Source organism: Klebsiella sp. ZJOU C1 (genome assembly GCF_035620215.1).
In the GTDB taxonomy this organism is placed as follows: domain Bacteria; phylum Pseudomonadota; class Gammaproteobacteria; order Enterobacterales; family Enterobacteriaceae; genus Klebsiella; species Klebsiella variicola.
On the sequence record NZ_CP141644.1, the window covers coordinates 2,787,514 to 2,800,531 of the forward strand.

Consider the following 13,018-nt stretch of genomic DNA (forward strand, 5'->3'; position numbering starts at 1 on the left):
GCTCATTTTTTAAAACAATAAAGACGCCTACACTGCCCTCATTGCCGCATCGCTGGGGCGAAGAAATTTATAACTTATTAACATAAAAGGAAAAATATCATGCAACCTAACCGCGTCGCCCGCATTCTGGGTATTGAAAAACCGGTGGTCCAGGGGCCCCTCTCCTGGCTAACCGATGCTCGTCTGGTGGCGGCCGTCGGCAACGCCGGTGGGCTTGGCGTGCTGGGCCCGAACGCCGGACTGACGGCGGCAACCGCCGTTTCCACCCCGGAGGCCACCGCCGAGAAAATGCGCGAAGAGATCCGCAAAACCAAACAGCTGACCGAGAAACCCTTTGGCGTCAACCTGATCCCGACGGCGGAAAATGACATCTGGACGCCGGCGATCCTGCCGGTGATCAAAGAGGAAGGGGTTAAGGTGGTGGTCTACACCGGCTACGGCGATGGTTCGTTAAAACCGGCGCTGTTCGACGAACTGAAAGCCGCCGGGATCACCATTATCTATCGTGACATCAACCCGACGCCGGAGAACAGCCGCCGCGCGGAGCAGGCCGGAGCGGATATTATTGTCGCCACCGGCTTTGACGAAGGCGGCACGCTGCCGGGTACCGCCCTCGGGACCTTCACCATCGTCCCGCTGATCGTTGACGCGGTACAGCGGGTTCCGGTGATGGCCGCCGGAGGGATCACCGACGCCCGGGGCGCGCGCGCCGTCCACGCCCTCGGTGCGGAAGGGGTTTTCGCCGGCTCGGTATTTATCAGCACCATCGAAAGCCGGGTTCCCGACTCGGTGAAAGCGAAAATTGTGGCCGCCAACGGTCTGGATCTGCGCCTGTTCCGTACCCTGCCGGACTACTACCGCGCGCTGCCCGGCAAACTGAGCGACACACTGGTGGCCATGGATCGTGCCGGCGCCTCAAAAGCCGAGCTGGCCCAGGCGATGGGCGGTCTGCGCGGGATGCGGCTGGGCATGCTGGAGGGGAATACTGATGAGGGGTATATCTCGGTGGGCGCGGGGATCGGCAACATCCATGCCATCACCTCTGTCGCCGAGGTGGTCAACCAGCTGGCGGTGTGAAGCCGCCAGCCGGGGCTCGGCAACCGGCGCGATCAGGCGTCGGCCACCTTCTCTACCGCCCGGGAGAAAGCGTCGATAGCCAGTCCGACGTCGGCGGCGGTGACCGACTCCGCCGGGTGATGGCTGACGCCCCCCAGGCAACGCACAAACAGCATGGCCGATGGCCAGCGCTCGGCGATGGCGATGGCGTCATGCCCTGCGCCGCTCGGCAGCGTCAGCGAACGCCCCTGCACCGCCGCTACCGCCTCGCCCAGCACCGCCTGCAGGTGACTGTCGCAGGCGGTGGCGGCGATGCGATAATACTCCTCGGCGGCGAAACGCAGCTGGCGACGCCCGGCAATGGCCTGCGCCTCGCCCAGCAGCTCATCCAGCAGCGCCGTCAGCGGCGCATCCTGCGGGCCGCGAATATCCAGCGTCAACTGCACCTCGCCCGGTATCACGTTCACCGCGCCCGGCGCACAGCGCAGGGTGCCGACCGTCGCCACCAGGTTACCGCCGCGCTGCCGGGTCAGGTTTTCCACCTGCACCATCCATTCCGCCGCCGCGGCGAGGGCGTCCTTGCGGTGGAGCATCGGCACCGTGCCGGCATGGCCAGCTTCGCCGGTAAAGCGGCAGTTCAGCCGTCGAGCGCCGTTAATCGCCTCCACCACGCCGAGCGCCAGCCCCGCCTGCTCCAGGCACGGCCCCTGCTCGATATGCAGCTCCAGATAGGCGGCGATATCCCGCGGGAGACGGGCCGCATCGCCGATCCGCGCCGGATCGAGTCCGGCATTCACCAGCGCCTGGGCGACGCTCACGCCGTCGGTATCGCACTGTGACAGCCAGCTTTCAGGCCAGGTGCCGGTGACGCCGCGGCTGCCGAGCAGGGTGATGCCAAAGCGGGTGCCCTCTTCATCGCCAAAGCCGACGATCTCGATTGCCTTTGCCAGCCGTCGCCCCTGCTGGTGCAGACGCTGGACCACCTCAATCGCCGCCAGCACGCCGAGCATGCCGTCGTAGCGTCCGGCGTTGCGCACGGTGTCAAGATGAGAACCCAGCAGCACCGCCGGCGCCCCCTCCTGTTGTCCTTCATAGCGTCCGCAGATGTTGCCGACGCTGTCCTGCCACACCATCATGCCGGCAGCCTGCATCCACTGGCCCACCAACTGGTTGGCCTGCAGATGCTCGGGCGACAGATAGACCCGGGTCAGGGCATCGGCGGTTTCGCTGAGGGTGGCCAGCCGATCGGCACGCGCCATCACCCGGCTGGCAGCCGCTTCTCTCTCCGCCTGCTGGCGGGCGGTATCACTCATAGGGTGGCCTCGGTGCGGTAGTGATCCCAGGCCGCCTGCATCGCCGCGCCCTGAGTGGTGGTGAACTTGAGGTAGTTCAGGACCGCTTCCAGCGCGCTGAGCGTCTGCATCACGCAGTCTTTACGCGCGTTATAGCCCATGGTGCCAATGCGCCAGACTTTACCGTGCAGCGGACCAAACGAGGTGCCAATTTCAATGCCGAAATCTTCCAGCATCAGTTTGCGTACCTGATCGCCGTTGACCCCGTTGGGGATCACCACCCCCAGCACGTTATTCATTTTGTGCCGCAGGTCGCCAAAGGTCTCGAGCCCCATCGCCTGGATGCCCTTCAGCAGCGCATCGCCGTGCAGTTTGTGGCGGGCGATGCCGTTGTCGAGTCCCTCCTGGAGGATCAGGCGCGCGCACTCCCGGGCGGCAAACAGCGCCGAGGTCGCTTCGGTATGGTGGTTAAGGCGCTCCGGCCCCCAGTAATCCATCACCATGCCGAGATCGAAATAGTTGGAATAGATCATCTCGTCGACGCCGTCGTGATGCGCATCGGTGCGGATCCCCTGCTCAATGCAGCGGCGGCGGCGGATGACCTCTTCCATCCGCGGGCTGAGGGTGATGGGCGACGTGCCGGAAGGACCGCCCAGGCACTTCTGCATCCCGGCGGACACGGCGTCCAGCTGCCAGGCGTCGGTTTCCAGCGGGTTACCGCCGAGCGACGCGGTGGCGTCGGTATAGAACAGCACTTCGTGACGACGGCAAATCTCCCCCAGCTCCGCCAGCGGCTGCAGCATGGTGGTGGATGTATCGCCCTGCACGGTGAGCAGCAGGCGCGGGCGCACGCGCTTGATCGCGTCCTCAACCTGATCCGGCGTAAAGACCTCGCCCCACGGCACCTCGATGGTGTGCACCTCTGCCCGGCAACGACGCGCGATCTCGCACAGCAGATGTCCAAACCGGCCGAACACCGGCACCAACACTTTGTCACCCGGACGGATCGCCGACACCAGAATCGCTTCGATCCCGGCGCGCGAGGTGCCGTCGACCAGCATCGTCCAGCGATTTTCGGTGCGAAACACACCGCGGTAGAGCGCCATGACTTCATTCATGTAGTGGGTCATCGCCGGATCGTACTGGCCAACCAGCTGGCTCGACATGGCGCGCAGCACGCGCGGGTCGGCATTGATCGGCCCCGGCCCCATCAGCAGGCGCTGCGGCGGGTTAATTTGTGAAAACTGAGTGATATCCATCTGCCATTCCTTACGTTAGTTAAGACCGCGCACCGAGGAGATAAACTGTTTCAGTTCGCTGGTCTGCGGATTGGCGAACAGCGTTTTGCTGTCGCCCTGCTCCCAGACGCGTCCCTGATGCATAAACACCACGCGGTCGCCCACTTCGCGGGCAAAGTTCATTTCATGGGTGACGAGGATCAGCGTCATACCTTCCGCCGCCAGTTGCTCCAGCACCTTCAGCACTTCACCCACCAGTTCCGGGTCGAGTGCCGAGGTGATTTCGTCACAGAGTAAAACTTTCGGCGACATGGCCAGCGCCCGGGCAATGGCCACGCGCTGCTGCTGGCCGCCGGAGAGATTGGCCGGATAGTAATCCAGACGGTCGCCAAGACCGACCTTCTCCAGCATCCGCTGCGCCAGCTCCCGGCATTCGGCCTGGGACTTCTTCAGTACCCGCCGCGGAGCCAGCATGACGTTCTCCAGCGCCGTCATGTGCGGGAACAGGTTAAAGTTCTGGAACACCATGCCGATGGAGCGGCTGATCTCCCGGGCCTGTGAATCGCGGTCGGTGATGGTCATGCCCCCGAGCTTGATACTGCCCTCCTGGTAGCCCTCCAGACCATTGATACAGCGCAGCAGGGTGCTTTTACCCGAGCCGCTGCGGCCGATGATCGAGATCACTTCCCCCATGTCGATATCCAGATCGACGCCCTTCAACACATGGTTGTCGCCGTAGTACTTCTGCATCTGATTAATGGTGATGAGAGGCATTGAATTTGTTCTCCAGATAGCGGCTGTAGCGGGACAGCGGATAGCACAGAATGAAATAGCCCAGCGCCACCAGGGCAAACACTTTAAACGGCTGATAAGTGACGTTGGTCAGCATCGTCCCGGCCTTGGTCAGCTCCACAAAGCCGATAATCGATGCCAGCGCCGTGCCTTTGATCACCTGTACGGCAAAGCCCACCGTCGGCGCGATGGCAATGCGCAGTGCCTGCGGCGCCACCACGCGGTACAAGGTCTGGCCGAAGCTCAGCCCGAGACACCGCGAGGCTTCCCACTGGCCTTTGGGCAGCGCGCGAATGCTGCCGAACCAGATATCCAGCAAAAAGGCGCTGGTGTAGAGCGTCAGAGCGACCGAGGCGGCGGTCCACGCCGAGACGTCGATGCCGAACAGCGCCACGCCAAAGAATGCCAGAAACAGCTGCATCAGCAGCGGCGTGCCCTGAAACAGCTCGATGTAGCCGCGGATCAACCGTTTCACCTGGCGTCCGCCGGTGAGGCGCAGCAGCAGTAACGGTAAGGTGACCAGCGCCCCGCCGGTGAACGCGACCAGCGACAGCAGCACCGTCCAGCGACCGGCCAGCAGCAGGTTGCGGATAATGTCCCAGTCAGTAAAAGTGGTCATCAGGCCTGTACCCCCAGCCATTTACGCCCCGCCGCCATCAGCAGCTGGCGCATCGCTATCGATAACGCTAAGTAGATCCCGGTGGTCACCAGATAGACCTCAAAGCTCAAAAATGTCCGCGACTGGATCAGGTTGGCGGCGAAGGTCAGCTCCTCATAGGAGACCTGCGACACCACTGACGAGCCGAGCATCACGATGATGCACTGGCTGACCAGCGCCGGGTAAATCCGCTGCAGCGCCGGGGGCAATACGACGCGAACGAAGGTTTGCGTCCGGCTAAGCCCGAGCACGCGACCGGCTTCCCACTGGCCCTTCGGCGTCACCTGAATACCGGCGCGGACGATCTCGGTGCTATAGGCGCCGAGGTTAACCACCATCGCCAGCAGCGCCGCTTCACCGGCGGTCATCTTCAGTCCAAGGTTCGGTAAACCAAAGACGATAAAAAAGAGCTGCACCACAAACGGCGTGTTGCGGATGATTTCCACATATCCGCCCCATACCCGGCTGAGCATTCCCGGGCGCCCGCTGCGGATCGCCGCCCCGAGGATGCCGATCGCCAGTCCGCCGATCGTCGCCAGCACCGTCAACTGCACCGTCACCCACAGGCCGGCCAGCAGCTCCGGCCAGTGCGGCCAGAGCTCAGAGAAATGAAGTTGCTCCGTCATCCCCAGACCTTACGCGCCGAGGCTGGCAGGCAGTGGCGCTTTCAGCCACTTCTCAGACAGACCGTTGAGGGTGCCGTCCTTAATGCCCTGCTCGATGAGGGTATCCACTTTCGCCTTCAGCGCCGGTTCGTTCTTTTTCAGACCGATAAAGCACGGCGAGTCCTTCAGCATAAAGCTCGGCACCGGCGCTTTGTCGGCGTTCTGCCGGGAGATGGCCGCCACCACCAGATTGCCGGTCGCGACATACTGCACCTGACCGGACAGGTAAGCCGACAGCGTAGTGTTATTATCCTCGTAGCGCTTAATCTGCGCCGCCTGCGGCGCCACGCTGGTCAGTACCATATCTTCCACTGCCCCACGGGTCACACCGATGCTTTTGCCGCTCAGCGCGGCCGCGTCCTTCAGTTCCGCCCCTTTCGGGCCAAACACGCCGAGGAAGAACGGCGCGTAGGCGCGGCTGAAGTCGATCACCTTCTCGCGCTCGGCGTTCTTGCCGAGGCTGGAGATCACCAGGTCCACCTTATCGGTCTGCAGATACGGCACGCGGTTGGCGCTGGTCACCGGGACCAGCTGCAGCTTGAGCTTCATCGATTTCGCCAGATAGCGCGCCATATCGATGTCATACCCCTGCGGCTGCAGGTCGGTGCCCACCGAGCCGAACGGCGGAAAATCCTGAGGCACGGCAATACGAATGACGCCGCGTTTTTCAATATCCTGGAGCTGGTCAGCCTGCGCGGCAGAAACAGACGAAAGGAGACAAGCGGCCCCGGCCAGTGCGATCAACAGTTTCTTCATGATGTTTACCCGTTACGTTAGCATGAAACAAAAGATTCTTTGAATCTGTTTTTGCAACTAATGTGCCAGATACAGACGAGGCGAGAGTTGGCGAGGAATTAAAACAAAAAGTGAGAAAGGACAAGCGTTAACGGGAAAGTGTTCAGCGAGCGGCGGCGCCATCACGTGGTTTTTCTTGCACCATAATAATGCAAAGCACCACGCTGGCGCCCCATTAGCGTTGTTCCAGCTCGTCCAGTTGCTGATAAAGCGTGGCGATATCGTGGATGCGCGGACGACCGCTGTCGAGCGTTTCATGGAGAAAGGCATTGGCCAGCAGATTAATCAGGCTGTTGACCGAGGCATAGCTGTCGTAGGCGGAGACGCTGTCCAGCGGCGCGCAGAGCTGCCAGCGGGAGAGCGGAAACAGGCTGTGGGCCTGCGGCTCGCACATTAACAGGACCGGCACCCCGTCGCGCTGCAGCTGCTGCAGCAGCGGGCGTACTATTCGCGGCCGGCGGCGAAACGCCATCATTACCACCAGATCATCGGCGGTCAGATCGACCAGCTCTTCGCTGAGACTCTGACCCGGCTGGGGCAGCACCAGCACCTGGCCGCGGGCCTGCAGCAGCTGCTGGCGCAAGTGCAGCGCCGCCGGATAGGCGTTACGCATCCCCACCACCACGATGCGGCGCGCGGCCACCATCGCCGTCAGCGCCTCGGCGAACTGGCGGGCGTCAAGGGCGTTGACCCATTGGGTGAGGTTCGCCATCTCCTGCTTATAATGGCGCGCCAGCAGCGTGTTACCCTGCACCGCGTCGCGCTGGTCGGTCAGCGGCATCCCGCTCTGGCGCAGGGTGCGCAGTTCATCGCGCATATCCTTATATTTGTCATAACCGAGGCGTTTGAACAGCCGGCTGACGGTGGCTTTCGACACGCCGCTCAGCTGCGCCAGCTCGGCGCTGTTGTAGCTTATCAGGTCATCAAAGTGGTCAAAGATGAAATCCGCCACCCGCTGCTCCTGCGGCGACAGCGAGGCGTATTGCCCTTTCAGTCGTTCATCGAGTTGTTGCATAGCGCCCCTGTAACTTTCGTTTCATCATCCATCCCTCATCATACTGTATCTGCTATGCCTTACACATAGCGTGCCAGTGGGAAAATTCTGGTCATTGTTTTTATCAATGAAACGAAACGTTCAGAGATGGAACAGCTTTTGCAGTGTTCTGCGGGTGATTCGTTCAGAAAGGATAATTTATGCACAGTAGCAACGTTTCGACCCACGGCATGGCGGTGGCCCCCCATCACCTCGCCAGTCAGAGCGCGCTGGCGATCCTGCGCGAGGGCGGCAGCGCCATTGAAGCGATGGTGGCTGCCGCGGCGGCCATCGCCGTCGTCTATCCCCATATGAATGGCCTCGGCGGCGATGGCTTCTGGCTGATCGTACCGCCTGAGGGAGACCCCATCGCCATTGACGCCAGCGGGGCGGCCGGATCGCTGGCGACCCTCGAGGCCTACGCCGGACAGCAGCATATTCCCCACCGGGGACCGCAGGCCGCGCTGACCGTCGCCGGCACCGTCAGCGGCTGGGACGAGGCGCTGCGTATTTCACGGGACTTAACCGGCCGCGCGCTGCCGGTGGCCCGCCTGCTGGCCGATGCGATCGGCTATGCCGAAGACGGTATTCCGGTCACCGCCTCGCAAGCCCACGCCACCGCCAGCAAACTGGAAGAGTTGCGCCATCAGCCGGGCTTCAGCGAAACCTGGCTGGTATCGGGCGAGGCCCCGCGGCCCGGCAGCCGCTTTCGCCAGCCCGCCCTCGCCGGTACCCTGCGCATGCTGGCCAGCGACGGTCTCGACAGTTTCTATCGCGGGCCGCTGGCCGAGCGTCTCGCGCAGGGTATGGCCGCGCTGGGGATGCCGATCACCCTCGGCGACCTGCAGGCCCACCGCGCCCGGCGTCCGGCGCCGCTGACGCTCCAGCACCAGCAGGGCACGCTGTGGAATCTTGCGCCGCCGACGCAGGGACTGGTGTCGCTGGCGATCCTTGGCATCACCGACCGCCTGAACATGGCCGATGCCGACGACGCGCAAACGGTGCACCGTATTGTCGAAGCCACCAAGCGGGCATTTGCCCTGCGCGATGCGCATATCACCGATCCACGCCATCTGGATGTGGATGTACAGCAGTTGCTCACCCCGGAAGCCCTGCAGCCGCTGGCCGACAGCATCGACGACGCCAGCGCTTCCCCCTGGGGCCGCGGCAAAGGCCCGGGCGATACCGTCTGGATGGGCGTCGTGGATAACAGCGGACTGGCAGTGTCATTTATTCAGAGTATCTATCACGAGTTCGGCAGCGGCGTGGTGCTCCCGGACACCGGGATCGTCTGGCAAAACCGCGGGGCGGCCTTCAGCCTCGATCCGCAGCATCTCCTGGCGCTGGCCCCTGGCAAACAGCCATTCCATACCCTCAACCCTGCCGCCGCCCGCCTGAACGATGGCCGGGTGATGGTCTATGGCTCGATGGGCGGCGACGGTCAGCCGCAAACTCAGGCGGCGCTGTTTACTCGCTATATCCTGCAGGGGGTGCCGTTGCAGGAGAGCATCTCCCGTCCGCGCTGGCTGCTGGGCCGCACCTGGGGCCAGTCCTCCGATTCACTGAAGCTGGAGGGACGCTTTGCCCCCGCCTGTATCGCGCGACTGCGCGAGCTGGGGCACGAAGTGGAAGTGCTGGCTGATTTCAGCGAAGCGATGGGCCACGCCGGCGCCATTGTCCGCCATCCCAACGGCCTGCTTGAAGGGGCGACCGATCCACGCAGCAACGGCGCCGCCGCCGGATACTAAGGAGCAGACCATGACCACACAGCCAGACTGGAGCGAGTATCTGACGCAGATGACTCACCTGTTGGATATGGAGCTGGATGCGCCGCGTCGTGAAGAGCTGGAGCGCCAGTTTGCCCGCATCGCCGCCATGGCGCAGCCGCTGATGGACTATCCCCTCGGGCCGCGCGAGGAGATTGCGGGGGTGTATAAAGCATGACTCTTCATCACTTCACTATCGCCGAGATCCAGCGTGCGCTGCACGAGGGCGAACTCAGCGCCCGGGAGATCGCCCGCCAGACGCTGGACGACATCGCCCGCGCGAATCCGCAGATCAACGCCTGGACCGAGGTCACCGCCCAGCGCATGCTGGCGGAGGCCGACAGCATCGACGCCCTGCGCCGGGAAAAGCGCCCCCTGCCGCCGCTGGCAGGCATTCCCTATGCGGTAAAGAATCTGTTTGATGTCGCCGGGCATACCACCCTCGCCGGGGCGGAACTGCTGAGCGACCGGCCGCCGGCGAACAGCGACAGCTGGGCGGTGCGCCAGCTGCACAGCGCCGGCGCCCTGCTCAGCGGGATGCTCAATATGGACGCCTATGCCTACGGCTTTACCACTGAAAACAGCCACTATGGCGCGACGCGCAATCCGCACGATCTGTCGCGGATCGCCGGCGGTTCGTCCGGCGGTTCGGCCGCGGCGGTGGCGGCCGGGCTGGTCCATTTCAGCCTCGGCAGCGACACCAACGGCTCGATCCGCGTCCCCGCGTCGCTGTGCGGGATCTTTGGCCTGAAACCCACTTTCGGTCGCCTTTCGCGCTCTGGCAGCCATCCGTTTGTCGCCAGTCTGGATCATATTGGTCCTTTTGCCCGCCGGGTGGCCGACCTCGCCGCGGTGTATGACGCCCTGCAGGGGCGCGACCCGGCCGATGACTTTCAGGCTGATAAAGCCAGCGAGCGCACCGGTAATCTGCTGGAACGCGGACTGGAGGGGCTGCGCTGCGCGCGGCTGGGCGGCTATTTCACCACCTGGTGCGATGACGACGCCCGGGCGGCCGTGGATCGGGTCGCCCACGCGCTGGGCGCCGACAGCGAGCTGCAGTTCGCGGATGCCGCGCTGTCCCGCTCGGCGGCCTTTATCATCAGCGCCAGCGAAGGCGGCAATCAGTACCTGACGGATCTTCGCCACTCGCCAGAGCGTTTTGAACCTCACTCCCGCGAGCGGCTGCTTGCCGGAGCGATGATCCCCTCCGCATGGTATCTGCAGGCTCAGCGTTTTCGCCGTCATGCTCGCCAGGCAATGAAATCCCTGTTCAGCCAGGCCGACGTGCTGATCGCCCCGGCCACCCCATGCAGCGCCACGCCGATAGGCGCGGAGGAGATGGTGATTAACGGCCAGCCGCTGCCGGTACGTGCCAGCATGGGAATGCTGACGCAGCCGATCTCCTTCCTCGGTCTGCCGGTGGTGACCGTGCCCCTGCGTACAGCCAGCGGTAAGCCGATTGGCCTGCAGCTGATTGCCGCGCCGTTTAACGAACAAGCCTGTCTTCGCGCCGCGCGGGCGCTGGAAGCGATGGGCATTACCGATGCCCGAGTGGCGGAGAGTGCAGCATGATCAATCTGGATAATGTAGACCGCCCGGCGATCCTCGCCGAGGTGACGGCGGCGTTTTATCAGTATGAAGAGGCGCTGGTCAGCAATAACATCGAGGCGCTGGATGCGCTGTTCTGGCACGACCCGCGCACCGTACGGCTGGGAGCCGGCGAAAATCTGTATGGCATCGAGGCGATCCGCGCCTTTCGCGCCGCCCGCCCCGCCGCCGGTCTGGCCCGCGATCTGCGCCATACCACCATTACTACCTTTGGCGCGGATATGGCGGTGTGCAGCACCGAGTTCACCCGCGAAGGCAGCGCCCGCCTGGGCCGCCAGCAGCAGACCTGGGTACGCTTCCCCTACGGCTGGCGCATTGTCGCCGCCCAGGTCAGTCTGATGGACTGAGTGGCGTATACGGGAGCGGACCGGAGAATAAGGTATCCACCGGCCCGCTTCCGGTCCGGTAACACGCTATTTGGAGTCGAAGACCATGGTGTTCATCAGAGCGGCTGAATCAAAAGATATCCCCTCGCTGAAAACGCTATTTCTGCAGCTGGGCTATCAGACGGAGACGGCGATCTTAGAACAACGCATCACTGCCCCGCAGAGTATGATGAGTGCGCTGGTGGCGGAAACAGAAAACGCCGTGTGTGGCGTAATCGTTATCAATTTTATTTTACCGGTACATGAGAACCGTTTATGGGCATTAATTTCCGCGCTGGTCATCGAGGAATCATCACGTGGATCAGGGATAGGCCACCAACTTCTCCATGCCGCAGAGCGCCTCGCCCGCGATAAACAATGCGCTCAGATCGAACTTTCAAGCAGTGAAAAAAGAATCAGAGCGCATCAATTTTATGAAAATAACGGCTACAAGGAGGTCCGCAAACGCTTCGTTAAACATTTGTCTTAACCGCCTGCGCGCGAGGGCTTTCCCCGGATGACCGTAACTATATTTTGCCCAGCAGGATATTTAACATGCGGCGCAGGGGTTCCGCCGCACCCCACAGTAGCTGATCGCCAACCGTTAACACCGAGTAGACGGGTTCATTATTTAACGACATTTTCTTGTAGCGGCCAATTCCTACCTGCAGCGAACCACTAATAGCAGCCGGGGTCAATTGACTGACACTCTCTTGCTTATTATTGCGGATATAGTTTACCCATGGATGGGAATGGGTGACTAACTCAGCGAATTCCGCTTCGCTGACCTCACGTTTAAGTTTAAGGGTAATGGCAGCGCTGTGGCAGCGGATCACGCCGACCCGAATGCATAAGCCATTGACCGGAATGGTGCCGGGCGCAAGGCCAAGAATTTTATTGGTTTCCGCCTCGCCCTTCCATTCTTCACGGCTGTTTCCATCGCCTAAATCGCTGTCGATCCATGGAATGATGCTTCCCATCAGAGGAACGCCAAAATTCTCCACCGGCATACCCGCGCTGTTAATCAGCTCACTCACTTTATTTACCAATGGCAGTACTGAACCTGATGCCGTCAGTTCATCCGCAGATAAATGCTGACTGATATAAGCGCTTTGCGCGATTAATTCCCGCACCTGTTTGGCGCCCGCTCCGGAGGCAGACTGATAGGTCATCACGCTCATCCATTCGATCAGGTCAGCCTTGATCAGCCCGGCCAGCCCCATCAGGCTCAGCGTAATGGAGCAGTTGCCGCCAACAAACAGTTTCACTCCCGCTTTCACGGCACGATCGATATTATCGCGGTTTACCGGGTCGAGAATAATGCAGGCTTTTTCATCCATCCGCAGCGCCGAAGCGGCGTCAATCCAGTAACCTTGCCAGCCATGGTTAATTAACGCTGGATAGATGGCTTTGGTATACTCCCCGCCCTGACAGGTGATGATGATATCCATTTCGGCGAGGGCGCTAAGGGAATTCGCATCTTTCAGGATGTCGCTTTTACCATTAATAACCGGGCCCACACCGCCCGCACTTGAGGTACTAAAAAAATGCGCTGAAATATCGTCGAAATCATTTTCTTCGATCATTCTTTGCAGTAATACAGAGCCTACCATTCCCCGCCAGCCAACAATACCCACCTGCTTCATTTATTTAACCTTTATAAGTTATGAGAATGTTAATTTGCATTTCACCATACTTTATATCGCATCCCCCAATAAAGGTCATTACCCACCATATCGATTTCTATCAT

At 61.7% G+C, this 13,018-nt stretch carries 14 protein-coding genes; 6 read left to right on the forward strand and 8 right to left on the reverse strand.

Annotation, left to right across the window (positions count from 1 at the left end):
• Positions 1–99 precede the first annotated feature (99 nt).
• Positions 100–1,077 (forward strand): NAD(P)H-dependent flavin oxidoreductase, encoded by a 978-nt coding sequence (locus SPE70_RS13310; protein ID WP_002905232.1) that lies wholly within the window; start codon positions 100–102, stop codon positions 1,075–1,077.
• A 32-nt stretch (positions 1,078–1,109) separates the two neighbouring features.
• Here SPE70_RS13310 and hpxK read toward each other — a convergent pair whose 3' ends face one another.
• From hpxK to hpxU, 7 genes are all read right to left on the reverse strand, one after another.
• Positions 1,110–2,369, reverse strand: a complete 1,260-nt coding sequence (gene hpxK, locus SPE70_RS13315; protein ID WP_023297648.1) for an allantoate amidohydrolase — start codon at positions 2,367–2,369, stop codon at positions 1,110–1,112.
• Positions 2,366–3,607 (reverse strand): pyridoxal-phosphate-dependent aminotransferase family protein, encoded by a 1,242-nt coding sequence (locus tag SPE70_RS13320; protein WP_008804831.1) that lies wholly within the window; start codon positions 3,605–3,607, stop codon positions 2,366–2,368. The genes hpxK and SPE70_RS13320 overlap by 4 nt, the downstream gene beginning before the upstream one ends.
• 15 nt (positions 3,608–3,622) lie before the next feature.
• A complete protein-coding gene (locus SPE70_RS13325) occupies positions 3,623–4,360 on the reverse strand; it encodes an amino acid ABC transporter ATP-binding protein (protein WP_008804830.1) in 738 nt (245 codons plus the stop codon).
• Complete coding sequence (locus tag SPE70_RS13330; protein WP_004179948.1) at positions 4,341–4,997, reverse strand: amino acid ABC transporter permease; 657 nt, start codon at positions 4,995–4,997, stop codon at positions 4,341–4,343. The genes SPE70_RS13325 and SPE70_RS13330 overlap by 20 nt, the downstream gene beginning before the upstream one ends.
• Positions 4,997–5,662, reverse strand: a complete 666-nt coding sequence (locus SPE70_RS13335) for an amino acid ABC transporter permease (RefSeq protein ID WP_004176117.1) — start codon at positions 5,660–5,662, stop codon at positions 4,997–4,999. The genes SPE70_RS13330 and SPE70_RS13335 overlap by 1 nt, the downstream gene beginning before the upstream one ends.
• A 9-nt stretch (positions 5,663–5,671) precedes the next feature.
• Positions 5,672–6,457, reverse strand: coding sequence for a transporter substrate-binding domain-containing protein (locus tag SPE70_RS13340; protein WP_004143665.1), 786 nt, complete (start codon positions 6,455–6,457; stop codon positions 5,672–5,674).
• Positions 6,458–6,671: 214 nt separating this feature from the next.
• The gene (gene hpxU / locus SPE70_RS13345; RefSeq protein WP_008804829.1) at positions 6,672–7,511 is read right to left on the reverse strand and encodes a MurR/RpiR family transcriptional regulator HpxU; all 840 of its coding nucleotides are present in this window, start codon (positions 7,509–7,511) and stop codon (positions 6,672–6,674) included.
• Positions 7,512–7,690: 179 nt separating this feature from the next.
• Here hpxU and hpxW point away from each other — a divergent pair, with 179 nt between their 5' ends.
• The 5 genes from hpxW (at position 7,691) to SPE70_RS13370 (ending at position 11,758) form a co-directional block, all read left to right on the forward strand.
• Positions 7,691–9,277, forward strand: coding sequence for an oxamate amidohydrolase (gene hpxW, locus SPE70_RS13350; RefSeq protein ID WP_012541682.1), 1,587 nt, complete (start codon positions 7,691–7,693; stop codon positions 9,275–9,277).
• Positions 9,278–9,287: 10 nt separating this feature from the next.
• Positions 9,288–9,473, forward strand: coding sequence for an oxalurate catabolism protein HpxX (gene hpxX / locus SPE70_RS13355; RefSeq protein ID WP_004179955.1), 186 nt, complete (start codon positions 9,288–9,290; stop codon positions 9,471–9,473).
• The gene (locus SPE70_RS13360; protein WP_064170247.1) at positions 9,470–10,867 is read left to right on the forward strand and encodes an AtzE family amidohydrolase; all 1,398 of its coding nucleotides are present in this window, start codon (positions 9,470–9,472) and stop codon (positions 10,865–10,867) included. The genes hpxX and SPE70_RS13360 overlap by 4 nt, the downstream gene beginning before the upstream one ends.
• Positions 10,864–11,250, forward strand: coding sequence for an oxalurate catabolism protein HpxZ (hpxZ, locus tag SPE70_RS13365; protein ID WP_002905421.1), 387 nt, complete (start codon positions 10,864–10,866; stop codon positions 11,248–11,250). Before SPE70_RS13360 ends, hpxZ begins: the two co-directional genes overlap by 4 nt.
• Before the next feature lie 85 nt (positions 11,251–11,335).
• Complete coding sequence (locus tag SPE70_RS13370) at positions 11,336–11,758, forward strand: GNAT family N-acetyltransferase (RefSeq protein ID WP_064170248.1); 423 nt, start codon at positions 11,336–11,338, stop codon at positions 11,756–11,758.
• Between the two features lie 37 nt (positions 11,759–11,795).
• Here the strand turns inward: SPE70_RS13370 and asd are convergent, their stop codons facing one another.
• Positions 11,796–12,914: an aspartate-semialdehyde dehydrogenase gene (gene asd / locus SPE70_RS13375; protein WP_135774329.1), complete on the reverse strand. Its 1,119-nt coding sequence runs from the start codon at positions 12,912–12,914 to the stop codon at positions 11,796–11,798.
• Positions 12,915–13,018: the final 104 nt, after the last annotated feature.

Excerpts from the sequence above, each read along its gene's own strand:
- SPE70_RS13310 (WP_002905232.1), top strand. The coding sequence starts at position 100 with ATGCAACCTAACCGCGTCGCCCGCATTCTGGGTATTGAAAAACCGGTG.
- hpxK (WP_023297648.1), bottom strand. The coding sequence starts at position 2,369 with ATGAGTGATACCGCCCGCCAGCAGGCGGAGAGAGAAGCGGCTGCCAGC.
- SPE70_RS13320 (WP_008804831.1), bottom strand. The coding sequence starts at position 3,607 with ATGGATATCACTCAGTTTTCACAAATTAACCCGCCGCAGCGCCTGCTG.
- SPE70_RS13325 (WP_008804830.1), bottom strand. The coding sequence starts at position 4,360 with ATGCCTCTCATCACCATTAATCAGATGCAGAAGTACTACGGCGACAAC.
- SPE70_RS13330 (WP_004179948.1), bottom strand. The coding sequence starts at position 4,997 with ATGACCACTTTTACTGACTGGGACATTATCCGCAACCTGCTGCTGGCC.
- SPE70_RS13335 (WP_004176117.1), bottom strand. The coding sequence starts at position 5,662 with ATGACGGAGCAACTTCATTTCTCTGAGCTCTGGCCGCACTGGCCGGAG.
- SPE70_RS13340 (WP_004143665.1), bottom strand. The coding sequence starts at position 6,457 with ATGAAGAAACTGTTGATCGCACTGGCCGGGGCCGCTTGTCTCCTTTCG.
- hpxU (WP_008804829.1), bottom strand. The coding sequence starts at position 7,511 with ATGCAACAACTCGATGAACGACTGAAAGGGCAATACGCCTCGCTGTCG.
- hpxW (WP_012541682.1), top strand. The coding sequence starts at position 7,691 with ATGCACAGTAGCAACGTTTCGACCCACGGCATGGCGGTGGCCCCCCAT.
- hpxX (WP_004179955.1), top strand. The coding sequence starts at position 9,288 with ATGACCACACAGCCAGACTGGAGCGAGTATCTGACGCAGATGACTCAC.
- SPE70_RS13360 (WP_064170247.1), top strand. The coding sequence starts at position 9,470 with ATGACTCTTCATCACTTCACTATCGCCGAGATCCAGCGTGCGCTGCAC.
- hpxZ (WP_002905421.1), top strand. The coding sequence starts at position 10,864 with ATGATCAATCTGGATAATGTAGACCGCCCGGCGATCCTCGCCGAGGTG.
- SPE70_RS13370 (WP_064170248.1), top strand. The coding sequence starts at position 11,336 with ATGGTGTTCATCAGAGCGGCTGAATCAAAAGATATCCCCTCGCTGAAA.
- asd (WP_135774329.1), bottom strand. The coding sequence starts at position 12,914 with ATGAAGCAGGTGGGTATTGTTGGCTGGCGGGGAATGGTAGGCTCTGTA.